This is a genomic window from Streptomyces sp. NPDC048696, assembly GCF_043198895.1.
Classification (GTDB): Bacteria; Actinomycetota; Actinomycetes; order Streptomycetales; family Streptomycetaceae; genus Streptomyces.
In genome coordinates this window covers 323,287-346,908 of the sequence record NZ_JBICVJ010000003.1, presented here as the reverse complement: position 1 = coordinate 346,908, position 23,622 = coordinate 323,287, and the positions used below count along the sequence as shown (strand labels likewise).

22 protein-coding genes and 1 tRNA gene are annotated in these 23,622 nt (G+C 71.4%); 12 read left to right on the top strand and 11 right to left on the bottom strand.

The window, feature by feature from the left end; genetic code table 11:
• Window positions 1-3 precede the first annotated feature (3 nt).
• From ACGFRG_RS07775 to ACGFRG_RS07765, 3 genes are all read right to left on the bottom strand, one after another.
• Window positions 4-1,470, bottom strand: a complete 1,467-nt coding sequence (locus tag ACGFRG_RS07775; RefSeq protein ID WP_361423442.1) for a Stp1/IreP family PP2C-type Ser/Thr phosphatase — start codon at window positions 1,468-1,470, stop codon at window positions 4-6.
• Window positions 1,471-1,602: 132 nt separating this feature from the next.
• Window positions 1,603-2,136, bottom strand: coding sequence for an FHA domain-containing protein (locus ACGFRG_RS07770; RefSeq protein WP_067162108.1), 534 nt, complete (start codon window positions 2,134-2,136; stop codon window positions 1,603-1,605).
• Between the two features lie 10 nt (window positions 2,137-2,146).
• Window positions 2,147-3,037 carry a DUF3662 and FHA domain-containing protein gene (locus tag ACGFRG_RS07765; RefSeq protein ID WP_361423195.1) on the bottom strand — a complete coding sequence of 297 codons (891 nt, stop codon included), beginning with the start codon at window positions 3,035-3,037 and terminating at the stop codon, window positions 2,147-2,149.
• Window positions 3,038-3,416: 379 nt separating this feature from the next.
• Here ACGFRG_RS07765 and ACGFRG_RS07760 point away from each other — a divergent pair.
• The 7 genes from ACGFRG_RS07760 (at window position 3,417) to ACGFRG_RS07730 (ending at window position 10,810) form a co-directional block, all read left to right on the top strand.
• Window positions 3,417-3,499, top strand: a tRNA-Leu gene (locus ACGFRG_RS07760).
• Between the two features lie 229 nt (window positions 3,500-3,728).
• Window positions 3,729-5,480 carry a sensor histidine kinase gene (locus ACGFRG_RS07755; protein WP_393262303.1) on the top strand — a complete coding sequence of 584 codons (1,752 nt, stop codon included), beginning with the start codon at window positions 3,729-3,731 and terminating at the stop codon, window positions 5,478-5,480.
• A gap of 132 nt (window positions 5,481-5,612) precedes the next feature.
• Window positions 5,613-6,248 (top strand): response regulator, encoded by a 636-nt coding sequence (locus ACGFRG_RS07750; RefSeq protein WP_393262300.1) that lies wholly within the window; start codon window positions 5,613-5,615, stop codon window positions 6,246-6,248.
• Between the two features lie 315 nt (window positions 6,249-6,563).
• Complete coding sequence (locus ACGFRG_RS07745) at window positions 6,564-7,676, top strand: hypothetical protein (RefSeq protein WP_393262716.1); 1,113 nt, start codon at window positions 6,564-6,566, stop codon at window positions 7,674-7,676.
• 210 nt (window positions 7,677-7,886) lie between these two features.
• The gene (locus tag ACGFRG_RS07740) at window positions 7,887-9,344 is read left to right on the top strand and encodes a DUF2252 domain-containing protein (protein ID WP_393262298.1); all 1,458 of its coding nucleotides are present in this window, start codon (window positions 7,887-7,889) and stop codon (window positions 9,342-9,344) included.
• Window positions 9,345-9,541: 197 nt separating this feature from the next.
• Window positions 9,542-10,336, top strand: a complete 795-nt coding sequence (locus ACGFRG_RS07735) for a hypothetical protein (protein ID WP_361423447.1) — start codon at window positions 9,542-9,544, stop codon at window positions 10,334-10,336.
• Between the two features lie 129 nt (window positions 10,337-10,465).
• A complete protein-coding gene (locus ACGFRG_RS07730) occupies window positions 10,466-10,810 on the top strand; it encodes a rhodanese-like domain-containing protein (RefSeq protein ID WP_361423207.1) in 345 nt (114 codons plus the stop codon).
• A 74-nt stretch (window positions 10,811-10,884) separates the two neighbouring features.
• On the opposite strand, the gene ACGFRG_RS07725 is transcribed toward ACGFRG_RS07730, so the two are convergent.
• The 6 genes from ACGFRG_RS07725 to paaA form a co-directional block, all read right to left on the bottom strand.
• On the bottom strand, window positions 10,885-12,096 hold the full coding sequence (locus ACGFRG_RS07725) for an acyl-CoA dehydrogenase family protein (protein ID WP_393262715.1): 1,212 nt from the start codon (window positions 12,094-12,096) through the stop codon (window positions 10,885-10,887).
• Window positions 12,097-12,323: 227 nt separating this feature from the next.
• Window positions 12,324-13,379, bottom strand: a complete 1,056-nt coding sequence (locus ACGFRG_RS07720) for a 2Fe-2S iron-sulfur cluster-binding protein (RefSeq protein ID WP_393262295.1) — start codon at window positions 13,377-13,379, stop codon at window positions 12,324-12,326.
• Window positions 13,380-13,892: a 1,2-phenylacetyl-CoA epoxidase subunit PaaD gene (gene paaD, locus ACGFRG_RS07715; RefSeq protein WP_361423213.1), complete on the bottom strand. Its 513-nt coding sequence runs from the start codon at window positions 13,890-13,892 to the stop codon at window positions 13,380-13,382. It abuts the gene before it with no gap.
• On the bottom strand, window positions 13,886-14,575 hold the full coding sequence (gene paaC, locus ACGFRG_RS07710) for a 1,2-phenylacetyl-CoA epoxidase subunit PaaC (RefSeq protein ID WP_393262713.1): 690 nt from the start codon (window positions 14,573-14,575) through the stop codon (window positions 13,886-13,888). Before paaC ends, paaD begins: the two co-directional genes overlap by 7 nt.
• 62 nt (window positions 14,576-14,637) lie before the next feature.
• Window positions 14,638-14,928: a 1,2-phenylacetyl-CoA epoxidase subunit PaaB gene (paaB, locus tag ACGFRG_RS07705; protein WP_188276738.1), complete on the bottom strand. Its 291-nt coding sequence runs from the start codon at window positions 14,926-14,928 to the stop codon at window positions 14,638-14,640.
• Complete coding sequence (gene paaA / locus ACGFRG_RS07700; protein ID WP_361423217.1) at window positions 14,925-15,929, bottom strand: 1,2-phenylacetyl-CoA epoxidase subunit PaaA; 1,005 nt, start codon at window positions 15,927-15,929, stop codon at window positions 14,925-14,927. Before paaA ends, paaB begins: the two co-directional genes overlap by 4 nt.
• Before the next feature lie 154 nt (window positions 15,930-16,083).
• Here paaA and ACGFRG_RS07695 point away from each other — a divergent pair, with 154 nt between their 5' ends.
• The 3 genes from ACGFRG_RS07695 to ACGFRG_RS07685 are packed head-to-tail and all read left to right on the top strand — an operon-like array spanning window position 16,084 to window position 18,967.
• Complete coding sequence (locus ACGFRG_RS07695; RefSeq protein ID WP_361423219.1) at window positions 16,084-16,926, top strand: DUF5819 family protein; 843 nt, start codon at window positions 16,084-16,086, stop codon at window positions 16,924-16,926.
• A gap of 20 nt (window positions 16,927-16,946) precedes the next feature.
• On the top strand, window positions 16,947-18,272 hold the full coding sequence (locus ACGFRG_RS07690) for an HTTM domain-containing protein (protein ID WP_393262711.1): 1,326 nt from the start codon (window positions 16,947-16,949) through the stop codon (window positions 18,270-18,272).
• Complete coding sequence (locus ACGFRG_RS07685; RefSeq protein WP_361423225.1) at window positions 18,269-18,967, top strand: TrmH family RNA methyltransferase; 699 nt, start codon at window positions 18,269-18,271, stop codon at window positions 18,965-18,967. The genes ACGFRG_RS07690 and ACGFRG_RS07685 overlap by 4 nt, the downstream gene beginning before the upstream one ends.
• Before the next feature lie 22 nt (window positions 18,968-18,989).
• Here ACGFRG_RS07685 and paaN read toward each other — a convergent pair whose 3' ends face one another.
• Window positions 18,990-20,678, bottom strand: a complete 1,689-nt coding sequence (paaN, locus tag ACGFRG_RS07680) for a phenylacetic acid degradation protein PaaN (protein WP_361423228.1) — start codon at window positions 20,676-20,678, stop codon at window positions 18,990-18,992.
• 121 nt (window positions 20,679-20,799) lie between these two features.
• Between paaN and ACGFRG_RS07675 the strand changes: the two genes are divergently transcribed.
• Both ACGFRG_RS07675 and ACGFRG_RS07670 read left to right on the top strand, forming a co-directional pair.
• Entirely contained in the window at window positions 20,800-22,326 is a 1,527-nt protein-coding gene (locus ACGFRG_RS07675) for a 3-hydroxyacyl-CoA dehydrogenase (RefSeq protein ID WP_393262291.1), read from the top strand.
• The gene (locus tag ACGFRG_RS07670; protein ID WP_361423234.1) at window positions 22,323-22,943 is read left to right on the top strand and encodes a TetR/AcrR family transcriptional regulator; all 621 of its coding nucleotides are present in this window, start codon (window positions 22,323-22,325) and stop codon (window positions 22,941-22,943) included. Before ACGFRG_RS07675 ends, ACGFRG_RS07670 begins: the two co-directional genes overlap by 4 nt.
• Window positions 22,944-23,030: 87 nt before the next feature.
• Here ACGFRG_RS07670 and ACGFRG_RS07665 read toward each other — a convergent pair whose 3' ends face one another.
• Window positions 23,031-23,528: an Lrp/AsnC family transcriptional regulator gene (locus ACGFRG_RS07665; RefSeq protein WP_361423237.1), complete on the bottom strand. Its 498-nt coding sequence runs from the start codon at window positions 23,526-23,528 to the stop codon at window positions 23,031-23,033.
• Window positions 23,529-23,622: the final 94 nt, after the last annotated feature.

Sequence of the window (23,622 nt, the reverse complement as noted above, 5' to 3'; positions counted from 1 at the left end):
TGCCTACTGCTTACCGCACTGCGGGACCAGCTTCTGCTCATCCTCCGAGAGGCTGGGGCCGGGCGTGGGAGTGGCGGTGGTCTTGGTGGAACCGGGCTTGCCGGACGGCGACGGTGTGGCCGTCGTACCGGTCTTCGGCGGGTTCTGGCTCTCGGCGGCGCGCCGCTGTTCGTCCTTCTTGCACGCCGACGCCTGCGTCGACAGCTCGGTGATCTTGGCCTGCGCCTTGGAGAGGCTGCTCTCCGCGATCGTCGACTCGACCTGCTTGCGCTGGTACGGCGGCAGGTACTTGAGTTCGATCTCCGGGTGGTCGGTCTCCACCTTCGACAGCTTCACCCAGGCGAGGTCCTGGCTGATGCCCTGGTAGAGAGCCACGTGCTCGTCCTTGGTGCCGACGAAGTACTGCGTCTGCGTCCAGCGGTAACCGCCGTACAGACCGCCGCCGACCACCGCCAGCGCGAGCACGATGTAGGCGGATCTGCGCAGCCACCTGCCGCGGCGCGGCTTCACGAAGTCGTCGTCCGTGTAGGCGCCGAAGGCGCCCTCGGGCGGGGCGCCGTAGCCGGAGTCGTCACCGCTGCCGGGCGGGCCGAAGCCCCCCTGCGGCGGGGTCGCACGGCCGAGCCCCGAGGCGCGGCCCGCGGGGGTCTGCATCGCCCCGCCGTCGTTGAGCTGAAGCTGGTTCTCGGCGACCGCGCCCACGATCACCGGGGTGTCGCTGAGCTGGCCGGCCAGGGTGTCGCCGGAGTCGACGTCCAGGACGTCGGCCACGATCACCGTGATGTTGTCCGGGCCGCCGCCGCGCAGCGCGAGCTGGATGAGCTCCTGCACCGTCTCCTGCGGGCCCTGGTAGCTGGCGAGGGTGTCCTCCATCGTCTGATGCGAGACCACCCCCGACAGGCCGTCGGAGCAGATCAGATAGCGGTCGCCCGCCCGCACCTCGCGGATCGACAGATCCGGCTCGACGTGGTCGCCGCTGCCCAGCGCGCGCATCAGCAGCGAGCGCTGCGGATGCGTGGTCGCCTCCTCCTCGGTGATGCGGCCCTCGTCGACGAGCCGCTGCACCCAGGTGTGGTCCTGCGTGATCTGGGTGAGCACACCGTCGCGCAGCAGATACGCGCGCGAGTCGCCCACGTGCACCAGGCCCAGGCGCTGGCCCGTCCACAGCAGAGCGGTGAGCGTGGTGCCCATCCCCTCCAGCTGGGGGTCCTCCTCGACCATCATGCGCAGCTGGTCGTTGGCGCGCTGCACCGCCGTACCGAGCGAGGTGAGGATGTCGGAGCCGGGCACATCGTCGTCGAGCGTGACCAGGGTGGAGATCACCTCGGACGAGGCGACCTCGCCGGCGGCCTGGCCGCCCATGCCGTCGGCGATCGCGAGCAGCCGCGGACCCGCGTAACCGGAGTCCTCGTTGCCCTCGCGGATCATGCCCTTGTGGGATCCGGCGGCGAAGCGCAGGGAGAGACTCATACGCACCTCGCCCGTCGGCTCGGGGTACAGCCGGTCTTGTCGAGCCACACTGCCCACCCTCCGGTCGGGAGCCCGCCCCGGTCCGTCGTCCGGACCGCCGCGGCTCGCTCGCTCCGCTCGCTCATTGTCGTACTACTTCCGCAGCTCGATGACGGTCTTGCCGATGCGGATCGGCGCGCCCAGCGGAATCGGGGTCGGGGTGGTGAGCCGGGTCCGGTCCAGGTAGGTGCCGTTGGTGGACCCGAGATCCTCGACGATCCAATTGCCGTCCCGGTCCGGGTAGATCCTGGCATGCCGGCTGGACGCGTAGTCGTCGTCGAGGACGATCGTCGAGTCGTGCGCCCGGCCCAGCGTGATGGTCTGGCCCTGCAGCGCCACCGTGGTGCCGGTCAGCGTGCCCTCGGAGACCACCAGCTTGGTGGGGGCTCCGCGGCGCTGGCGGCCGCCGGACGGCGGGGCCTGCTGGCCGCGCTGCTGCGGCGGCGCGGCGGCGGCGGCCTGCCGGCCGGTCTGCTGGCGGCCCGTGTCGCCGCCCCGGCGCGAACCGCGCTGGGTGACGCGCGTACCGAACAGGTCGCTGCGGATGACCTGGACGGCCACGATGACGAACAGCCACAGTACGGCGAGGAAACCCAACCGCATGACCGTGAGGGTCAGCTCTGACATTGCCCCCGCTTCACCCTTCGGCTTGCCGGTAAACGATGGTGGTGCTGCCCACGACGATCCGCGAGCCGTCGCGGAGCGTAGCGCGGGTGGTGTGCTGCCCGTCCACCACGATGCCGTTGGTGGACCCGAGATCCTGGATCGTCGAGGGCGTTCCGGTCCGGATCTCACAGTGCCGGCGCGAGACGCCGGGGTCGTCGATCCGCACATCGGCGTCGGTGCTGCGACCCAGCACCAGCGTCGGGCGGGAGATCTGGTGGCGGGTGCCGTTGATCTCGATCCAGCGCCGCACCGGGGAACCCGGCATGGGGCCCGGAGCCGCCGGACGGCGGTCCGCTCCCGGACGGCCGGGGCCGCCGTTCCCGCCGGGCGGCGGGGAGGCCGGCATCGGCGGCGCGGCGGCCGGCGGATAGCCGTAGCCGCCGCGGCCCTGGGGGGACTGCGGCGGTGCGGCGGGAGCGGGACGCGCGGGGCCCGGGGGCCGGCCGCCGAACTGCTCCTGCTGGCTGTGCAGGTCCTGCTGGTCGGTGCTGGAGGCGAGGGTGCGGCTGCGCACCCGGTACAGGCCGGTGTCGAGATCGTCGGCCTTCTCCAGGTGGACCTTGATCGGCCCCATGAACGTGTAGCGCTGCTGCTTGGCGTAGTCGCGGACCAGGCCGGACAGCTCGTCGCCCAGCTGGCCCGAGTACGGGCTGAGCCGCTCGTAGTCGGGCGCGCTCAGCTCGACGATGAAGTCGTTGGGGACGACGGTCCGCTCACGGTTCCAGATCGTCGCGTTGTTGTCGCACTCGCGCTGGAGGGCGCCGGCGATCTCGACGGGCTGGACCTCGGACTTGAAGACCTTCGCGAAGGTGCCGTTGACCAGGCCTTCGAGACGCTGCTCGAAACGCTTCAGGACTCCCATGGGGCACCTCCTCCGTCGATGTCGTCCTGGTACTGCTTACTGATCGTATCCACGCGTCGGGAAATCGGCTGGTTCCCCTTCTGTGACCGGTGGACGAGTGTCACCTCTCACACGGATCGTAGAGGTGGCCTCCGGACAGTGTCCCGCACCCGGGGTGCACCGTGGAGGAGTGGGTGGCGCCGGTATGGGTTGCCCCGAGGTCCCTGTGACGTTCCTGTGTGCCCCCCTTGTCGTCGCCCGCGCCCGTCTCCTCCCTTCCTCTTGTGCCCTCCAGGGGCGCCGGAAACAACGGATGTGAATCCACCCTGCGCAGCGTGCTAATCTTCTCGACGTCGCCAGGGAAACGGACCGAAACGGTTCGAAGAACTGGACACCACTCGGGCGAGTGGCGGAACGGCAGACGCGCTGGCTTCAGGTGCCAGTGTCCTTCGGGACGTGGGGGTTCAAATCCCCCCTCGCCCACAGAACGGAAGCCCCGCAGGTCATTGACCGGCGGGGCTTCCGCTTTTTCATGTGCGCGTTTCGCGCGTACGCGCGACTGTGTACGGGGTGATGTCCGCGTACGTACGAGTCGGCGCGGCGGATCGGCCGACGGTGCGGACCGGTGCGGACCGGTGCGGAGACTTTCGTCTCGGCGGGGCGCGACCAAAGAGAGCCGTCCGGGCACGGGTCCGCTGCCTAGGGTGCGGGCGTGGATGTGTCATCGAGAATCCGGGACGGCCTGCGGGACGCCCGACGCCGACTGGCCGGGCCGCAGCGCTGGACGCGCCGCAGGATCGTCGGCGAGTCGGCGCTCGCCCTCGGCCTCGCCGCCCCGGCCGCCGCGCTGAGCTCGGCGGTCCACGGCGGTGTGGTGCTGCCGGTCCTGGAGGCGGCCGCCGTCCTCGCCCTGTCACCGCTGCGCCGCCGCTTCCCCGCGGGTGTGCTGGTCGCCACATCGGCGCTGTCCGGGGTCAGCCCCGGGGCCACGCTGCTGCTGTTGATCGTGGCCTGCTCGTCCGGGCGCCGGATCATCGGGGCGGGGCGGGCGCTGCTCGCGTTCTGCGGCGCGTTCGCCGCGTATCTGGCGGTCACTGAGGTCGCCGAGCACGGGGAGGGGCCGCCGCTCCTCCTCGGCCTGTTCGCGGCGCTCTTCTTCGTGATGATGGTCGTCGTACCGGGCCTCGCCAGCCGTTACTGGTACCAGCGGCGCACCCTGCTGCAGACCATGCGGGAGCGCAACGTGCAGCTGCTGCGCGAGCGCGCGATTGTCGCCGGACAGGCGCGGCTGCGCGAGCGCCAGCGCATCGCCCAGGACATGCACGACAGCCTCGGCCACCAGCTGGCGCTGATTTCCGTGCACACCGGGGCGCTGGAAGTCGATCCCGCGCTGACGGGCCGCCAGCGCGAGGCCGTCGGCGTGCTGCGGGAGGCGTCGGTCGCCGCGATGCACGAACTGCGCGAGGTCGTCGGCATCCTGCGCGACGGCGTCGAGGCGCCGGACCAGGCCGACGAGGCGCAGCGCGCCGCCCGGGGCACCGCGGGCGTCGAGGCGCTGGTGGCGGCCGCGCGGGCGGCGGGCACCGCGGTGGAGCTGCGGGAGACGGGGGAGCCCCGGCAGCTGGCCGCCGCCTCCGACCACGCCGCGTACCGGATCGTCCAGGAGGCGCTCACCAACGCCTACAAGCACGCCCCCGGCGCCCCCATCGCGGTCGAACTGCGCTACGAGCCCGACTCCCTCGTCGTCGAGGTCGTCAACGGGCCGGTCGCCGAGCCGCCCGCGGACGAGGTGGTCAGCGGCGGCCAGGGCCTGACGGGGCTGCACGAGCGGGCCCGGCTGGTCGGCGGCATGGTCCACACCGGGCGCACCCACGAAGGCGGCTTCCGGGTGGCGGGCGTCCTGCCGTACGGGGCGGCGGAGTCGGCGACCTTCGTCGACGCGGCGGACGACTTCCGGCAGCAGTCGCGGGAGGTGCCGCTCGGCGACGGTGGTCCGGCCGGGCCGACGCGGACCGGCCGGCAAGGGGCCGGCTCGCGCGTCGGGTGGGACGTCGACCTGAAGGTCGCGGAGAGGGAGTTGGCCATGAGCAGCAGGAGCAGGGGCGGCGGCATCGCGCTGGGATGCGGGATCGCGTTCGCGGCGGTGGTCCTGCTGGTGGTGGCCGCGGGCGTCGGGCTCTTCTTCCTCGCCGGGTCGGCGGAGAAGGCCGTGATCGACCCGTCCGAGTACGAGAAGATCAAGGTGGGCACGGCCGAGCACGCCGTACGCGACCGGCTCCCGAAGGGCGACACCTTCCTGACGAGCGGTCTGTCCGGCAAGGGCCCGGCCGAGCCCGCCGGGTCGAAGTGCCTGGTGCTGATGTCCTCGGAGACCGGGGACAGCCTGAAGAGCGAGCCGGTTTTCCGGTTCTGCTTCAAGGACGGCAAGCTGATCGAGAAGAAGGCGTACGACGTCGAGCGGTAGCGCGGCGCCAGGACGGGAGCAGGAGTGACGGGTCCACAGACGGGTCCACTCGGTCCGGGCGGCGCGGGCGGCGGGGGTGGTGGGGGCGGCGTGCAGGGTGCGCGTGGGCCTCGGGGGCCGCGTATCAAGGTCGTGATCGCGGACGACGAGCCGCTGATCCGCGCGGGGATCAGGATGATTCTCACCTCGGACCCGGACATCGAGGTCGCGGCGGAGGCGGCGAACGGCCGCGAGGCCGTCGAGGCGGCGCGCGCCCACGCCGCCGACGTGGTGCTCCTCGACATCCAGATGCCGGTGATGGACGGGCTGACCGCGCTGACCGAGCTGCGCAGGACGGCCCCCTCGGTGCACGTGATCATCCTCACGACGTTCGGCGAACGCGAGAACGTGCTGCGTGCCCTGGAGCACGGGGGCGCCGGGTTCCTGCTGAAGGACACCGCCCCGGCCGAGCTGATCCGTGCGGTACGTGCGGCCGCGGCCGGGGACGCCTATCTGTCGCCCGCCGCGACCCGGCATGTCGTGGACCAGCTGGCCACGGGGCGCGCGGCGGCGCGGGGTGAGCAGGCGCGGCGCCGGGTGGCCGTCCTGTCCGAGCGGGAGCGGGACGTGCTGGCGCTGCTAGGCGAGGGCCTGTCCAACGCGGACGCCGGGAAGCGGCTCCATATGAGCGAGGCCACGGTGAAGACGTATGTGAGCCGGATCCTGGCGAAGCTGGAGTGCGAGAACCGGGTGCAGGCGGCGCTGCTGGCGCGGGACGCGGGGTTGTAGGGGAAGCCAGGCTGTCGGGGGGGGCATGTGGCTGTAGGGGGCGGAGGCTTTGGGGCGTTCCGGCGCTCGGCCGGTGGCGTGCTGTGCGTTGTTTCACGTGAAACGTCGGCAGTGGCGGCGGCGGTGGCAGTGGCGGGGTAGCGCCCGTGGCAGGCGGTGGCACGGGTAGCGCGGGTGGCAGCGGTGCGGCCGTTGGCCGATGACCGGCCGTGACGGCCGGGCGCAGGGGCTGATCTGGGCGTTCGCCCTTTCCCGAAAGTGGTTGTAGAGTACAACGTATCGCATGAGTTGTATAAACCAACCATTGGAGTCGTGGTGTCCGCCGGTACCGCTTCCAGCCCCCTGCGTCATGTGCTCGGCCATCTCCTCACCCCCCTGCTGATGTGCCTCGGAATGGGCCTCGCCTACCTGGGGGCCTTCCACAGCCCGCAGCCGCACGACCTGCGGGTCGACATCGTCGGGTCGGGCCCCAGCGCGCAGGTGCTCGCCCAGACCCTCCAGGGCAAGGGCGCGGGCGCGCTCGACGTCCGCACCGTGCCCGACCGGTCCACGGCCGTCCACGCTCTGGAACAGCAGCAGGTCTACGGCGCGTACCTCCCCGGCGCCAGGCCCGAACTGCTCGTCGCCTCCGCCTCCTCCGACACCAGCGCCACCGTCGTCGAGAAGGTCTTCACCAAGGTCGCGGCGGCGCAGAACGCGCCCCTCAAGGTGACCGACGTGACCGACCTCGCGAAGGGCGACCCCACCGGACAGGGCATCTTCTTCCTGCTGGTGGCGCTCAGCATCGGCTCGTACGCGTCCGTCGCGGTGATCGGCGGCGCCGGCGCGGTGCTCGCGCTGCGCATCAGGGCGCTGCTGGCACTGGGCATGTCGCTCCTGGTCAGCGGCATCGGCGCGGTCTTCGCGGGCCCGATGTTCCACCTCGTCGAGCACGGTCTCGGCGGCGTGTGGGCCATGTCGTGGCTGTACTCGGCCGGGATCCTGCTCATCGGCGTCGGGCTGCACACGTTCTTGAAGCGGTGGACCACGCTCGGCGTGATGGTGCTCTTCGTGATGCTCAACTTCACCAGCTCCGGCGGCATCTTCCGCCCCGAACTCCAGCCCGGCTTCTTCGGCGCGCTGCACGCCTTCTGGAACGGCGCCGGATTCGTCGAAGGCACCCGCAGCCACGTGTACTTCGCGGGCCACGGCCTCGGCGGCCATGTGCTGGTCCTGACGCTGTGGCTGCTGGCGGGCATCGCGCTGCTGGGCATCGCGGCCGTGGCCGAGGCGCGAGCGCGGCGGGGCGCGGTGGCGGCGCCGGCTGGTGTGCCGACCGCGGGATCGGCTGCGGTGAGCGGTGACGCCGGTGGCCGGGACGAGGCTCGCGAAGGCCAAGGGGAGGACGACGAGGTGGAGGAAGAGCTGGAGGAAGCGGTCGCTGTCTGAGCGGCCGACTCAGTGGACGGATCGTGGATGGATCCAGGGACGGATCCGTGGACAGGTCGTGGACAGATCTGTGGACAACTCCCGCCGGTGGCCTGCGGTATGGCCGCCGACGGGAGTTATCCACAGGGGGAGACGCCCATCGTCCACCGCCTGTACGGTCATGGCAGTCGAGCTGTTGATGTTGTACGAGGACGGGGGAGGCGGCACGCGATGAGCGATGTCGAGGCGGTGATTCCGGTACTGCGAGCGGTGCCCGACGGCGGGCAGATCCGGATACCGCACGTACCGGGCTTCCGGCACCGCAACGGCCGGGGAGCGGACCGCGCGCCCGGCTCGCCGAAGGGCGACGGCAAGGCCCTGCGCGACCGCGTGCCCCGCGCCTCGCACAACGCGCTGGCGCTCTCCGCCGACCGGCCGGACGCCGTCCGCGCCGTCGAGGAGTCGAACCGGGGCCGGGTGGCCGAGCTCACCCCGATCCGGGTCGGCCGGATGGCCGCCTCCCCGTTCGCGTTCCTGCGCGGCGCCGCCGGACTCATGGCCCACGACCTGGTCGGCACCCCGACCACCGGCATCGGCGCCCAGCTCTGCGGCGACGCCCACGCGGCGAACTTCGGCCTCTACGGCGACGCGCGCGGCGGACTCGTCATCGACCTGAACGACTTCGACGAGACCGTGCCCGGCCCCTGGGAATGGGACCTCAAGCGCCTCGCGGCCTCGCTCGTCCTGGCCGGCCGGGCCGCGGGCGCCGACGAGGACACCTGCCGCGCCGCCGCGTACGACGCGGTCGGCGCCTACCGCCGGACCATGCGGCTGCTGGCGAAGCTGCCGGTGCTGGACGCGTGGAACGCGATAGCCGACGAGGAACTCGTCTCCCACACCGACGCCCGGGACCTGCTCGGCACCCTGGAGCGGGTGTCGGCCAAGGCCCGCAACAACACCAGTGCGCGCTTCGCCGCCAAGGCGACCCAGCAGAGCCCCGACGGCCACCGCCGCTTCCTCGACGCGCCGCCGGTCCTGCGCCGGGTGCCCGACGCGGAGGCCGCCGCGGTCGCCGCCTCGCTCGGCGAGTACCTGAAGACCCTGTCGGAAGACCGCCTGCCGCTGCTCGCGCGGTACGCGATACACGACGTGGCCTTCCGGGTCGTCGGCACCGGCAGCGTCGGAACACGGTCATATGTCGTGCTGCTCCTCGATCACCGGGGCGAGCCCCTGGTGCTTCAGGTGAAGGAGGCCCGGCCCTCGGCCCTGCTGCCGCACTTGGCCAAGGCGGGGGTCCACGCGCCGCACGTGAGCCACGAGGGCCAGCGCGTGGTCCTCGGTCAGAAGCGGATGCAGGTCGTCAGCGACATCCTGCTGGGCTGGACCACCGTCGACGAACGGCCCTACCAGGTACGCCAGTTCCGCAACCGCAAGGGCAGCGTGGACCCGGCCGCGCTCGCCCCGGACCAGCTGGACGACTACGGCCGTATGACGGGCGCGCTGCTCGCCCGCGCCCACGCACACAGCGCCGACCCCCGGCTGATAGCCGGGTACTGCGGCAAGAACGAAGAGCTCGACGAAGCCGTGGCCGGCTTCGCGGTCCAGTACGCCGACCGTACCGAGGCGGACCACGCGACCCTGCTGGCCGCGATCAGGGACGGGCGGGTGGCTGCGGAGCTGGGGGTGTGAGGCGGCGGTGTGAGCTGGGCGAGCTGTCGCACCGCCGTGAGCGGCGGGGTGAGCGGCGGGGGTGAGGTGGGGGCGGGGAGGGGTGGGGGAGGGGGAGGGAGGGCCCCCACCCCCCGCGCCCGTACGCTGGACCGGTGACGGACGAACCTGCCGAAGAGACGACCGCCCCGACCGCCCCCGCCGAGGCCCCGGAGAACGTGGCGGCCCCGGAGACCCCGGAGCGGCCCGAAGCCCGGCTGGACAGGGCTGTGCGGGCGGCCGAGCAGGCGTTGATCGAGTTCGAGATCGCGGTGGAGACCTTCCGGGTGGAGGTGGAGAACTTCTCCCGCCTGCACCACCAGAAGCTCGGCCCGATGTACGCCCGGCTCGACGAGCTCGACGCCCAGATCGCCGAGGCCAGGGCCGCACTCACCGGCGACCCCGAGGATCTGCGCAAGGCACGTGAGGCGCGGGCCGCGGTGCTGCCGATGCCCGGGGTCGAGGAACTGTTCCACGACTGGATGGACTCCGACGGGCTCTCCCCCGAGGCCGCCTCCATGCTCACCGACCAGCCGGTTCGGCCGCCGAAGCGGGTGCGGCCGAGCGAGGAGGCGCGCAGGCTCTACCGCGAGCTCGCCCGCAAGGCGCACCCCGACCTCGCGCAGGAGGACGGGGAACGCGCCCGGCGCGACGAGTTCATCGCCCGCGTCAACGCGGCCTATGGGCGCGGCGACGAAGCGCTGCTGCGGGAGCTCTCGGAGGAGTGGGCGGCCGGGCCGGTGCCGGAGGAGGTGCGGCCCAGCGAGAGCGAGGAGCTCTACGCCCGCCTTGAGTGGCTGGCCCAGCGCAAGGAACTGCTGGCCGTGCTGGCCAGGGAGCTGGAGGAGAGCGCGATCGGCTCGATGCTGCGGATGGCGCCCGACGACCCCGACCGGCTCCTCGATGAGATCGCTGAGCAGCTGCTGGCCGAGGTGGCCGGTCGTGAGGCGGAACTCGCGGAGCTGGTGCAGTAGCGTTCCAGGTGACCAGCCGGTAGGAGTGGCCTGTCGGTACAAGTGACCAGCCGGTGCGAGTGCCCTGTCGGCGCGCGTGCCCCGTCGGCACGAGTGACCTGCCGATACGTACGAGAGAAGGCATGACCCATGAATTTCGCCCAGCTGCCGTCGGTGGATGTCGCTGCCGTGCCGGCCGACGCCCTGGTGCTGGATGTCCGTGAGGACGACGAGTGGGCGGCCGGGCATGTCGAGGGCGCGCTGCATGTGCCGATGAGCGAGTTCGTATCGCGGTTCGGTGAGGTGACCCAGGCTGTCGAGGACGGGCGCCGGGCGTATGTGATGTGCCGGGTCGGCGGGCGTTCGGCGCAGGTCACGCAGTATCTGGTGCAGCAGGGCATCGACGCCGTGAACGTCGACGGTGGCATGCAGGCGTGGGACGGCGCCGGGCGCCCGATGGTCACCGACAACGGCACCCCGGCTTTCGTCCTCTGACGACCACGTTCTGACGACCGCCTTCTAGTGATCACGTTCTGACGACCGCCTTCTGGCGATCACGTCCTCGCGGGTCACGTTTCCGGCGGCCTCCCGGTGGCCTGGCGGCCTCCCGGCTCCCGGGTGTCCGGCGAGGCGAGCGGGTGCGCGGCCAGCAAGTCCCCGAGCGCTTCCTCATGGGCCGCGGCCGGGCCGAGTGACAGTTCCAGTTGTTTGGCCCAGGCGTGGTACCGGTGCAAGGGGTAGTCGGTGTCGGCGCCGAATCCGCCGTGCAGATGCTGAGCGGTCTGTACGACTCTGCGCACCCCGTCGGATGCCCAGATCTTCGCCACCGATACGTCGCCGCTCGCCGGCAGCGCGCCCGCGGCGCCGGTGCTGATGCGCCACGCCGCCTGCCACAGCGTGGCTTCCATCGCGCGCAGGTCGATGTAGCGGTCGGCAGCCTGGACGGCGACTGCCTGGAATGTGGCGACGGGGAAGCCGAACTGCTCGCGTTTTCCCGTGTATTCGCTGGTCATCGCCAGTACACCCGTCCCCAGGCCGAGCGCGAGCGCACAGGTGCCGGTGGCGAGCAGATCACGCAGCCACTCCCACGCGCCTTCGGCGTCGATGACCGCGTCCGCCTTGACGCGGACGGAATCGAGGCGGACCTCGGCGAAGCGTTCCCCGCTGGTGGAGAACTGTTCGGCGAGGGTGAGCCCTTCGTGTACGCGGGGGATCAGGGCGAGTACGGCGCGGCCCTCGCCGGTGTGCGCGGGCACGGCGATACGGTCCGCGCTGTACGCCCACGGCACGGCGGTCTGTACGCCGTCGAGCACCCAACTGCCTTCCCCACCACCGCTTTCGCCGGTTACCAGCTGAGCGGTGACCCCGAGTTCGGCGGGGTCGTGTCCGGTGCGGCCGCTGGCGCCGACGGTGAGTACCAGCTCGCCCCGGCCGACGGCCGGCAGCAGCTCCCGCGCCAACTCGGTGCTTCCGTATCGCTCTACGGCCATCGCGACAGCGCTGGTCTCCAGGAGCGGCACCCGGGCCAGCACCTTCGCCGACTCGCGCAGCACCAGACAGAGGGCAATCGGATCGAGCCCCGCGCCGCCGTACTCCGGGCCGATGACCAGGCTCAGCAGGTCCGACTCGGCGAGCTTGGCCCACAGCGGCCGGTCGAAGTCATCGGCCACCGCGCCCGGGGTGAGCGCGGGGCTGGGCACCGTATCGGGCACGACACCCGAGAAGACCGCCCGCGCCGCCTCCACGGCCGCCTGCTGCTCCTCGGTGAAGGTGAAGTCCACAGCCCTGCCCTCCCGCATCGGTATCCGCATCCCGCATCCCGCAGCCTGCACACGCACTGGATCTGACGGGTCGTCAAGATAGAACAGGTTCTAGCGGATTGGAATGCGACAGTCACGGAATGTTGAGGCGGCTGACTGTCGGGCAGAGCCTGGGGCTGTTGAGCAGAACCTGGGGGACCTCCCCCTCCCCCCCGCCCCCATCCCCCACCCCGACCCACCCCTCCCCCTCACCGATCGAAGTCCAACTCCACTTCCTTAGTAGCAGGACGGGACTGGCAGGCCAGCACATAGCCCGCCTCCGTCTCGTCCTCCTCCAGGGCGAAGTTGCGGTCCATCCGCACCTCGCCCGAGACCAGGAACGCCCGGCAGGTCCCGCATACCCCGCCCTTGCAGGCGTACGGAGCGTCCGCGCGGGCGCGCAGCACCGTGTCCAGCAACTTCTCGCCCTCCTGGACCGGCCAGGTGCCGGAGCGGCCGTGCAGGGTCGCGGTCAGGGTGGCGTGCGCCGGGGCCGATGCCGCGGCCGTGCTCTGCACCGGTGCCTCGTCGACGTGGAAGATCTCCTCGTGGATCCGGCCCCGTGCCACGCCCAGTCCGCGTAGGGCTCGTTCGGCCGCCTGGACCAGGCCGAACGGTCCGCACAGGTACCAGCCGTCGACTTCCTCCACCGGGAGCAGCGCGGGCAGCAGCCCGGTGAGACGTTCCTGGTCGAGCCGTCCGGAGGGCAGACCGGACTGCTGCTCTTCCCGGGAGAGCGCGTTGACCAGCTGGAACCGGTCGGGGAAGCGGTCCTTAAGGTCGGCCGTCTCTTCCAGGAACATGGTGGACGCGACGGTGCGGTCGCTGCGTATGAGGCAGAACCTGGCCTGGGGTTCGCGCTCCAGCAACGTCGTGGCGATCGACAGGACCGGGGTGATGCCGCTGCCGCCGACGACGGCCACGAAATACCCCGCGCGCGGTTCCAGGATGAAGCGGCCCATCGGTTCCATGACGTCGACGACGTCGCCCACGGCGAGTTCCTTGAAGGCGTACGTGGAGAACTCGCCGCCCTCGACCAGGCGGATGCCCACGCGCAGTACGGGCGGAGCCGGGTGCTCCACGGCGGGTGCGCAGATCGAGTAGGTGCGGCGGATCTCCTCGCCCTCGACTATGCGGCGCAGGGCGAGGTGCTGGCCCGGCCGGTGGCGGTAGGCCTCGCGCAGCTCCGGCGGCACGTCGAAGGTGACGGTCACCGAGTCGTCCGTGAGCCGTTCGACCTCGCTCACCCGGAGTGGATGGAACATCTACAACTCCTTGAAGTGGTCGAACGGTTCGCGGCAGCTCACGCAGCGGCGCAGTGCCTTGCAGGCGGTGGAGGAGAACCGGCTCAGCAGTTCGGTGTCGGTGGAGCCGCAGTGCGGGCAGCGCACGGAGAGGGTGAGCGCGACCGGACCTTCGGCTGTCTGGGGCCGCGGTGGCGCTATGCCGAACTCGGCGAGCTTGCGGCGGCCTTCGGCGCTGATGTCGTCCGTCGACCAGGCGGGGGACAGGACGCGGATGACGGCGACGTCCGGTATCCCGTTCTCGTGCAGGATCTGTTCGATGTCGCTGGACATCGCTTCGATGGCCGGGCAGCCGGTGTAGGTGGGGGTCAGCTGGACGGTGACCTTGCCGGGGCCTTCCAGGTGCACGCCGCGCAGCACGCCCAGTTCCGCCAGGGTGAGTACGGGCAGCTCCGGGTCGGGGACCGAGCCGGCGAGCCGGGCCAGTTCCTGTTCCAGCGGTGTCATGTCGGCCGTGGCCGTGTCGGTCACCATGTCGCCCCCGGGTGGCTGCGGTGCAGGTGCTGCATTTCGGCGAGCATCCGCCCGAACGGTTCGGTGTGCAGGCCCTGGCGGCCGGCTCCGGCGGCCCAGGCGCCGCTCCTGGGTCCTTCGGGGACGGTCAGTGTGGCCTGCTGGAGCACCGCGGTGACGGAGGCGAGCCAGGTCGCTTCGGTCTCCTGCCAGTCGATGTCGATGCCGTCGAGCGGCTGGAACATCTCGCCGGTGAACCGCCACAGTGCCTCGCACGCCCGCTGCATCCGCCGATGGCTCTCCTCGGTGCCGTCGCCCAGGCGCAGGGTCCACTGCTCGGCGTGGTCCTGGTGGTAGGCGACTTCCTTGACCGCCTTGGCCGCGAGCCCGGCGAGCTCGCTGTCGCCGGTGGCGAGCTGTCCGTAGAGCAGCTTCTGGTAGGTCGAGAAGTAGAGCTGGCGGGCGATGGTGTGCGCGAAGTCGCCGTTGGGCTGTTCGACCAGCTGGAGGTTGCGGAAGGCCCGCTCCTCGCGCAGATACGCCAGCTCGTCCTCGTCGCCCACCAGGGAGAGCAGCACCCGGGCCTGGCCGAGCAGGTCGAGCGCGATGTTCGCCAGCGCCACTTCCTCCTCCAGGACGGGGGCGTGTCCGGCCCACTCCCCCAGCCGGTGCGAGAGCACCAGGGCGTCGTCGCCGAGCGGCAGCGCGGGCGACTGGGGGGCGGTGGTGGCCGTCGGCGCCGTGTTGGTGGCCTTCGCGGGGGGCGTCACAGGTGCTTCACCCCTTCCGGGATCTCGTAGAACGTCGGGTGGCGGTAGGGCTTGTCGCCGGCCGGCTCGAAGAAGGAGTCCTTCTCGTCGGGGGAGGAGGCGGTGACCGCGGTGGACGGCACCACCCAGATCGAGACGCCTTCGGACCTGCGGGTGTACAGGTCGCGCGCGTTGCGCAGGGCCATCTGGGCGTCCGGGGCGTGCAGGCTTCCGGCGTGGGTGTGGGACAGTCCGCGGCGCGAGCGCACGAACACCTCCCACAGCGGCCAGTCGTGTGTGCTGCTCATGCCGTTGCCTCCCCGTTGCTGTGCTGCTTCGTCGCGTACGCGGCTGCCGCGTCCCTGACCCAGGCGCCTTCTTCGTGGGCGCGGCGCCGCTGGGTGAGCCGCTGCTCGTTGCAGGGGCCGTTGCCCTTGAGGACGTCCCAGAACTCGGTCCAGTCGATCGTCCCGAAGTCGTGGTGTCCCCGCTCCTCGTTCCACCGCAGGTCGGGGTCGGGGAGGGTGAGGCCCAGTGCCTCGGCCTGGGGGACGCAGATGTCGACGAATCGCTGGCGCAGCTCGTCGTTGGAGTGCCGCTTGATCTTCCAGGCCATCGACTGCGCGGAGTGGGACGACTCGTCGTCCGGCGGGCCGAACATCATCAGCGATGGCCACCACCAGCGGTCCACCGCGTCCTGTGCCATGGCGTGCTGTTCCCCGGTGCCCTGGGAGAGGGCGAGGAGCAGTTCGTAGCCCTGGCGCTGGTGGAAGGACTCCTCCTTGCAGACGCGGACCATCGCCCGTGCGTACGGCCCGTAGGAGCAGCGGCAGAGGGGGACCTGGTTGGTGATGGCGGCGCCGTCCACCAGCCAGCCGATGGCGCCGACGTCCGCCCAGGTCAGGGTGGGGTAGTTGAAGATCGACGAGTATTTCTGGCGGCCCGAGTGGAGCTTGTCGAGCAGCTCGTCGCGGCTCACGCCGAGCGTTTCGGCCGCGCTGTACAGGTACAGCCCGTGGCCCGCCTCGTCCTGCACCTTGGCCATCAGGATCGCCTTGCGGCGCAGTGAGGGCGCGCGGGTGATCCAGTTGGACTCGGGCTGCATGCCGATGATCTCGGAGTGGGCGTGCTGCGCTATCTGGCGGACCAGCGAGGCCCGGTAGGCCTCGGGCATCCAGTCGCGCGGCTCGATGCGCTCGTCGGCGGCCACGGCCGCGTCGAACGCCGCCGCGTACACCGCCGCGTCCTTGTCGTCCGCCGTCTGTGAGCCGTGCGTGTTCGTGCCGGTCTCCGCGGTCACTGCCGTCATCCGAGCCCCCTGCCGAGCTGTCGATTACGGGCGGTCCGCCGGGCCACCTGCTCCCGACCGATCGTTCGGTTCATTGACTTCAATGGTGAGTCGACGGCCCGTAGGGTGTCAACCCTGTGGATAACCCAGTGGAGCCGACCGGGATCGGGGCGGGATGGATTCGTACGACGACAAGGACGTGCCGGGCCAGGAGGGGCAGCCCCGCCCGCTGGAGCCCGCCGGCGAGAACGCCGGGCCGGCCGTCGGCGCCGAGGCCGCCGAAACCCATCTGAGCAGCGAAAACGTGACGCCGTCCGATACCCGCGAGGTGCTGGAGCCCGGCGTCCCCGGCCGTGGCATCGCCGCTCTGTCCCTCCCGTACCAGATCGTGGGCGCGCTCGCGCTCGCTCTCGTGGCGGTTGTCGCGGTCGTCCACATCGCGATGGTGTTTCTCCATGTCGCGCCGTCCAATACGGTCACGAAGCAGCACGGCAAGGTCGTCGACGACTGGATCTATCCCGAGTTCGAGCAGAACTGGAAGCTTTTCGCGCCCAACCCGCTCCAGCAGAACATCGCGGTCCAGGCGCGGGCCGAGATCGTGATGCCGGACGGGACGCGCAAGACGACCGGGTGGATCGATCTGTCGGGGATGGACGGCTCCGGCATCAGGGGCAACCCGCTCCCGAGCCACACCCAGCAGAACGAACTGCGCCGGGGCTGGGAGTTCTTCGTGACCTCCCACACCGACGACAACAAGCCCAACGGCCTGCGCGGCGAGCTCTCCGAGCGCTACATCCACCGGATCGTGATGCTCCGCCTCGGCGCGCACCGTGACGGCGGCACTGTTGACCGTGTACAGGTCAGGTCCGTGACGACGTCCGTGAAGGCTCCTCGCTGGAGCGACGAGAAGATCGACACCCGGCCGTACTACCGGGTCGTCCCCTGGTGGACCGTGACCCCCGCCGATCTCCCAGCCGGTGCCGGGACCGGCGCCGCACGGACGGAAGCCAGCCGATGAGCGACTCGATGAGCGAGCCGATGAGCACCCCAGCGCCCCGTGCGACCCACGCGTCTGCCGCACCGCAGGCTTCGCAGCCGCCGCACGCATCTCCGGCCCCGCAGGCCGCCCAGCCATCGCACGCGTCCTTGGCGTCGCAGCAGCCTCCTCCCGTCGCCGAGAGCGTCCCCGAGAGCAAGGCCGCGCTGGCTCTGCGGCGGGTCACCGGCGCCGCTCTCGGCCCGTATCAGAGCGCGGTCGTGCGGATCGGTTTCTCCGCGACCTGGCTGCTGTTCCTGCTGCGCGAGCTGCCGCACCGCCGTGAGCTGTACGGTCCCGACGGGCCGTGGAGCTGGGACATGGCCCAGCGGCTCGTCTCCGGCAACCACGCGTTCACGGCGCTGCTGTGGACCGACAGCACGGTCTGGTTCGAGATCGTGTACGCCGTCGCCGTGGTGTCCAGCGTGCTGATGATGCTGGGCTGGCGCACCCGGACCATGTCCGTGCTGTTCATGGTGGGCGTGCTCTCGCTGCAGAATCGGTCCGTCTTCATGGGGGACGGCGGCGACAACGTCATCCACCTCATGGCGATCTATCTGGTCCTCACGCGCTGTGCGCAGGTCTGGTCGCTGGACGCCCGGCGCCTTCGGCGCGCCGCCGCTCGCCGCGCCGAGACGGGCGAGGGCGCGGTGGACCGGGTCGGGCCCGTGCTGTGGGCGGTCCTCGGGGCCGCGCTCGCGGTGATCACGCTGCGCGGCGACGCCGGCTGGGGCTGGCTGCTGATCTTCTGGGGCCTGTGGACGGCCCAGGGGCTGTGGTGGGCGGCCAACCGCTACGCCCAGGGGGAGCCGCGCGCCCTCCTGGACGTCGTCGCGAACCTCGCGCACAACGCCACCATGGTGGTGATCATGGCGGAGGTCTGCCTGATCTACGCGACCGCCGGCTGGTACAAGATCCAGGGTTCGCGCTGGCAGGACGGCACCGCGCTCTACTACCCGCTGCACCTCGACTACTTCTCGCCGTGGCCCGCGCTCTCCGACGTGCTCGGCGGCAGCGGCCTCATCGTCTTGCTGCTCACGTACGGCACGGTCGCCGTGCAGGTGGCCTTCCCCTTCACGCTCTTCAACCGGCGGGTCAAGAACGTCCTGCTGGTGGCGATGATGATGGAGCACGCGGGGATCGCGCTGCTGCTCGGGCTGCCGTTCTTCTCGCTGGCGATGATCGCGGCGGACGCGGTCTTCCTGCCGACCGGTTTCCTGCGCTGGCTCGGCGGCCGGGTCGCCCGCCTGCGCGAGAGGCTGCCCGCCCGGGCACCTCGGCCGCGGCGTACGGACGAGGAGCCGCGGCCCCGTACGCTCGTGGCGTGAGCAGCCAGAACAGTCCCAGCCTTGCCCCCCTCGACCAGGCCCGCGCGGACGAGCCGGCGCAGTACGACGACGGCTTCGCGCCCGAGGTCGGCGTCGGACCGCATCCGCTGCCCTGGCCGCAGGGGGAGCGCTACGACCCGGAGCTGCTCGCGCAGGGCGACCGGCGCAATGTCGTCGACGCCTACCGGTACTGGACGCGCGAGGCGATCGTCGCGGACCTGGACACCCGGCGGCACGACTTCCATGTCGCCGTGGAGAACTGGGGCCACGACTTCAACATCGGCTCCGTCGTACGGACCGCCAACGCCTTCCTGGCGAAGGAGGTCCACATTGTGGGGCGGCGGCGCTGGAACCGGCGCGGCGCGATGGTCACCGACCGCTACCAGCATGTGCGCCACCACCCCGACACCGAGTCGCTGACCGCGTGGGCGGCGGAGCAGGGGCTGCCGATCATCGGGATCGACAACCTGCCCGGCGCCGTGCCCCTGGAGCGGACCGAGCTGCCCCGGCGGTGTGTGCTGCTGTTCGGGCAGGAGGGGCCGGGGCTGACCGATCAGGCACGCGCGCACGCGTCCGCGGTGTGCTCGATCGCCCAGTTCGGCTCGACCCGGTCGATCAACGCGGGCGCGGCCGCGGCGATCGCCATGCACGCGTGGGTCCAGCGCTACGCCGAGATCCCGGGCCCGACCGGCTGAGAAAGCCGGGCCCGGGCCCGGCTCACGCCTGCCTGCGGACCTCGACCACCCGGAAGCGGTTGGCCACGAACGCCGCGTCGCACAGCGCCGCGTTCGCCGCCGGGTTGCCGCCCGAGCCGTGGAAGTCGGAGAACGCCGCCGTCTGGTTGACGTAGACCCCGCCCGTCAGGTTCAAGGAGAGCTGGGCGGACTCCTCCAGGCAGACCTCCTCGATGGAGCGCTCCACCTCCCGTGACGTGGTGTACGCGCCGACCGTCATCGCGCCCTTGTCGCGCACCGTGCGCCGCAGCAGCTCCAGCGCGTCGGCCGTGGAGTCGACCGCCACCGCGAAGGAGACCGGGCCGAAGCACTCCGACAGGTAGGCGGCGTCCGTGTCGGGCCCCTCCCACTGCTTGCGCGCGCCGTCCTGCTTGACGATGACGGGCGTGCGGACCACCGCGTCGGGGAAGTCCGGGTTGCTGATCTCCCGGGAGGCCAGGGCGACTTCGCCGAGGCCGGAAGCTGCGTCCAGGCGCTGCTTCACATCGGGGTTGACGAGCGCGCCGAGCAGCGCGTTGGCGCGCGCGTCGTCGCCGAGCAGTGCGCCGACGGAGGCGGCGAGGTCGGCCACCACCTCGTCGTACGACTTGTCGCCCGCGTCCGTGGTGATGCCGTCGCGGGGGATCAGCAGGTTCTGCGGGGTGGTGCACATCTGGCCGCTGTACAGGGACAGGGAGAAGGCCAGGTTGGAGAGCATGCCCTTGTAGTCGTCGGTGGAGTCGACGACGACCGTGTTGACGCCCGCCTTCTCGGTGTAGACCTGGGCCTGGCGGGCGTTGGCCTCCAGCCAGTCGCCGAACGACGTCGAGCCCGTGTAGTCGATGATCTTGATTTCGGGGCGTACGGCCAGGGTCTTGGCGATGCCCTCGCCCGGCCGCTCGGCGGCCAGCGCGACGAGGTTCGGATCGAAGCCCGCCTCCGCGAGGACGGTGCGGGCGATCTGGACGGTGAGCGCGAGCGGCAGCACCGCGCGCGGGTGGGGCTTGACCAGGACGGCGTTGCCGGTGGCCAGGGAGGCGAACAGGCCCGGGTAGCCGTTCCACGTCGGGAAGGTGTTGCAGCCGATCATCAGCGCGATGCCGCGCGCGGCCGGGACGAACGTCTTGCTCAGCTCCAGCGGGTCCCGCTTGCCCTGCGGCTTGGACCAGGGGGCCGCGCCCGACGGGGTGCGGGTCTGCTCCTGGTACGCGTACGCCACCGCCTCCAGGCCGCGGTCCTGCGCGTGCGGTCCGCCCGCCTGGAAGGCCATCATGAAGGCCTGGCCGCTGGTGTGCATGACCGTGTGCGCGAGCTCGGGCGTGCGGGCGCCGATGCGGGCCAGGATCTCCACACAGACCAGGGCCCGCGTCTCGGGACCGGCGTCGCGCCAGGCGCCCATGCCGGCCTTCATCGCGGGCAGCAGCACATCCAGGTCCGGGTGCGGATACGTGATGCCCAACTCGATGCCGTACGGGGAGACTTCGGCGCCCGTCCACTCGTCGGTGCCGGGCTGGTCCAGGTCGAACCGGGTGCCCAGCAGCGCCTCGAAGGCGGCCTTGCCGTCGTTCTCGTACGCCTTGGGGTGCTCGGGGTGCGGTGACCAGTACGCACGCGTGCGGATGGCTTCGAGTGCCTGGTCGAGCGTGGTCCGGTGGGTCTCGGTGAGCTGCTGCGGGCTGAGCGGGGCGGCCATACGGACCAACTCCTCTTCGAGCTGGGCAGGGACGGGCGGACAGAGTTAGAGTAACCGAACGATCGGTCGGGACAAGGGGGTCCGTCGAACCTGTGGACAACTCATCGGGGAGGATCACGTCATGACCGCCATCGAAGAGAGCCGGGCCATCGGGCCGAGCAGGGCCGTAGCCGTCGTCGGCACCGGGACCATGGGGCAGGGCATCGCCCAGGTCGCGCTGGTGGCCGGCCACCCGGTGCGGCTGTACGACGCCGTCCCGGGCCGGGCGCGCCAGGCCGCCGACACCATCGCCGCCCGGCTCGACCGGCTCGTGGAGAAAGGCCGGATCACGTCGGCCGACCGCGACGCCGCCGTGGCCCGGCTGCACCCGGCCGAGGCGCTGGGCGACCTCGCGGACGCCGCGCTGGTCGTCGAGGCGGTGCTGGAGCAACTGCCCGTCAAGCAGGAGCTGTTCACGGCGCTTGAGGACATCGTCGCCGAGGACTGCCTGCTCGCCACCAACACCTCGTCCCTGTCGGTGACGGCCGTCGCGGGCGTCCTGCGCCACCCGGGCCGGTTCGTCGGGCTGCACTTCTTCAACCCGGCGCCGCTGCTCCCCCTCGTCGAGGTGGTCAGCGGCTTCGCGACCGACGAGGCGGCCGCCACGCGCGCGTACGAGACGGCCAAGGCGTGGGGCAAGACGCCGGTGCGCTGCGCCGACACCCCGGGTTTCCTGGTCAACCGCATCGCCCGGCCCTTCTACGCGGAGGCCTTCGCCGTCTACGAGGAGCGCGGCGCGGACCCGGCCACCATCGACGCCGTGCTGCGCGAGAGCGGCGGCTTCGCGATGGGGCCGTTCGAGCTGACCGACCTGATCGGCCAGGACGTGAACGAGGCGGTCACCCGTTCCGTGTGGGAGTCCTTCTTCCACAGCCCCAAGTTCACCCCGTCGCTGGCCCAGCGCCGCCTCGTCGAGTCGGGGCTGCACGGCCGCAAGAGCGGGCGCGGCTGGTACGCGTACGGGGAGGGCGCCGTGCGGCCCGAGCCGCACACCGCCGAGCCCGCCGAAGCCCCCGAGGCCGTGACCATCGTGGGCGACCTCGGTCCCGCCGCCGAGCTCGCCGCCATGATGCGGGAGGCCGGCATCGACGTGAAGACGGTCGAGTCGGGCGGCCCCTACATCGGGCTGCCGGGCGACGGCCAGCTCGTCCCGGCCGACGGGCGCACGTCCGTCGAGTACGCGGACGTCGTCTACTTCGACCTCGCCCTCGACTACCGGGGAGCGACCCGTATCGCGCTCTCCGCCAGCGAGGACACCTCCACGCGCGCGGTGGCCGAAGCCGTGGGGCTCTTCCAGAAGCTGGGCAAGAAGGTCAGCGTCATCGGCGACGTGCCGGGCATGATCGTCGCCCGTACGGTCGCGATGCTCGCGGACCTCGCGGCCGACGCGGTCGCCCGGGGCGTCGCCTCGGCCGAGGACGTCGACACCGCGATGCGGCTGGGCGTCAACTACCCGCTGGGGCCCGTCGAGTGGAACCGCAGGCTCGGCCGGGACTGGGCGTACGACCTGCTCTCAGCCCTGCACGAGCGCTGCCCGGGCGGGCGCTACGCCCCCTCGCTCGCGCTCTACCGGCAGTCGTACAGCAACGGCGAGGAGACCGCCTCATGACCACCGCCAAGCGGGACACGTACACCCCGGAGACGCTGCTCACGGTCGCCGTGCGGGTCTTCAACGAGCGCGGCTACGACGGTACGTCGATGGAGCACCTGTCCAAGGCGGCCGGGATCTCCAAGTCGTCGATCTACCACCACGTCTCGGGCAAGGAGGAGCTGCTGCGGCGGGCCGTCAGCCGCGCCATCGACGGCCTGTTCGCCGTTCTGGACGAGGCGGGGGCCACGCGCGGGCGCGCGATCGAGCGGGTCGAGTACGTCACCCGCCGTACCGTCGAGGTACTGATGGCGGAGCTTCCCTACGTCACGCTGCTGCTGCGCGTACGCGGCAACACCAAGACCGAGCGCTGGGCGATGGAGCGCCGCCGGGAGTTCGACCAGCGGGTCTCCGACCTGCTGAAGGCCGCCGCCGCGGACGGGGACCTCCGCTCCGACATGGACATACGCCTGGCCACCCGGCTGCTCTTCGGCATGGTGAACTCCCTGGTGGAGTGGTACCGGCCGCAGCGCGACGGCGAGGCGGACCGCGCCCAGGTCACCGAGGCCGTCGTCCATCTGGCCTTCGACGGGCTGCGTACCCATCCTGACGTGCCCGGACCGTTGACTGTCCGCTAGATCCAGCTCACCCAAGGGCGACGACTTCGGCTGTCCGACGCCCGGGCAGGCGAAGTCGGGCCGCACCCAGGGCACGAGGTGGCGCCCCTAGGGCGCGCCGGGGCCGGGGTCCAGGTCGGTCTCCTCGAAGACCAGCAGCGTACGCGTGGACAGCACCTCGGGGATCGACTGGAGCTTGGTCAGGACCAGTTCGCGCAGCGCCCGGTTGTCCGGGGAGTGCACCAGGAGCAGTACGTCGAAGTCGCCGCTGACCAGCGCGATATGGGCGGCGCCCGGCAGTGCCTGGAGCTGTTCGCGCACCGTGCGCCAGGAATTCTGCACGATCTTGAGCGTGATGTACGCGGACGCCCCCTGCCCCGCCCGCTCGTGGTCCACGCGCGCGGTGAAGCCCCGGATCACCCCGTCGTCGAGGAGCCGGTTGATCCGGGCGTAGGCGTTGGCGCGCGAGACGTGCACCCGCTCGGCCACGGAGCGTATCGACGCGCGACCGTCCGTCTGCAGCATGTGCAGGATGTCGCGGTCGACGGCGTCCAGCGGCCGTGCGCCCGCACCCTGGCCCTCGTCGGCCATTTGTTCAGCTCCCATGTCCCCCCGCCTCCCTGGCTTGGACGACCTGTCTCTATCCCAGGCTGTGCAGAACCGTTTGTCCACAGGCTCGCGGTGCCTGTAGCCAAAATGC

Coding starts and splice junctions, on each gene's coding strand:
- ACGFRG_RS07775 (WP_361423442.1), bottom strand. CDS start 1,470: ATGAGTCTCTCCCTGCGCTTCGCCGCCGGATCCCACAAGGGCATGATC.
- ACGFRG_RS07770 (WP_067162108.1), bottom strand. CDS start 2,136: ATGTCAGAGCTGACCCTCACGGTCATGCGGTTGGGTTTCCTCGCCGTA.
- ACGFRG_RS07765 (WP_361423195.1), bottom strand. CDS start 3,037: ATGGGAGTCCTGAAGCGTTTCGAGCAGCGTCTCGAAGGCCTGGTCAAC.
- ACGFRG_RS07740 (WP_393262298.1), top strand. CDS start 7,887: ATGAGCGATGTCGAGGCGGTGATTCCGGTACTGCGAGCGGTGCCCGAC.
- ACGFRG_RS07730 (WP_361423207.1), top strand. CDS start 10,466: ATGAATTTCGCCCAGCTGCCGTCGGTGGATGTCGCTGCCGTGCCGGCC.
- ACGFRG_RS07720 (WP_393262295.1), bottom strand. CDS start 13,379: ATGTTCCATCCACTCCGGGTGAGCGAGGTCGAACGGCTCACGGACGAC.
- paaD (WP_361423213.1), bottom strand. CDS start 13,892: ATGGTGACCGACACGGCCACGGCCGACATGACACCGCTGGAACAGGAA.
- paaB (WP_188276738.1), bottom strand. CDS start 14,928: ATGAGCAGCACACACGACTGGCCGCTGTGGGAGGTGTTCGTGCGCTCG.
- paaA (WP_361423217.1), bottom strand. CDS start 15,929: ATGACGGCAGTGACCGCGGAGACCGGCACGAACACGCACGGCTCACAG.
- ACGFRG_RS07695 (WP_361423219.1), top strand. CDS start 16,084: ATGGATTCGTACGACGACAAGGACGTGCCGGGCCAGGAGGGGCAGCCC.
- ACGFRG_RS07690 (WP_393262711.1), top strand. CDS start 16,947: ATGAGCACCCCAGCGCCCCGTGCGACCCACGCGTCTGCCGCACCGCAG.
- paaN (WP_361423228.1), bottom strand. CDS start 20,678: ATGGCCGCCCCGCTCAGCCCGCAGCAGCTCACCGAGACCCACCGGACC.
- ACGFRG_RS07675 (WP_393262291.1), top strand. CDS start 20,800: ATGACCGCCATCGAAGAGAGCCGGGCCATCGGGCCGAGCAGGGCCGTA.
- ACGFRG_RS07670 (WP_361423234.1), top strand. CDS start 22,323: ATGACCACCGCCAAGCGGGACACGTACACCCCGGAGACGCTGCTCACG.
- ACGFRG_RS07665 (WP_361423237.1), bottom strand. CDS start 23,528: ATGGGAGCTGAACAAATGGCCGACGAGGGCCAGGGTGCGGGCGCACGG.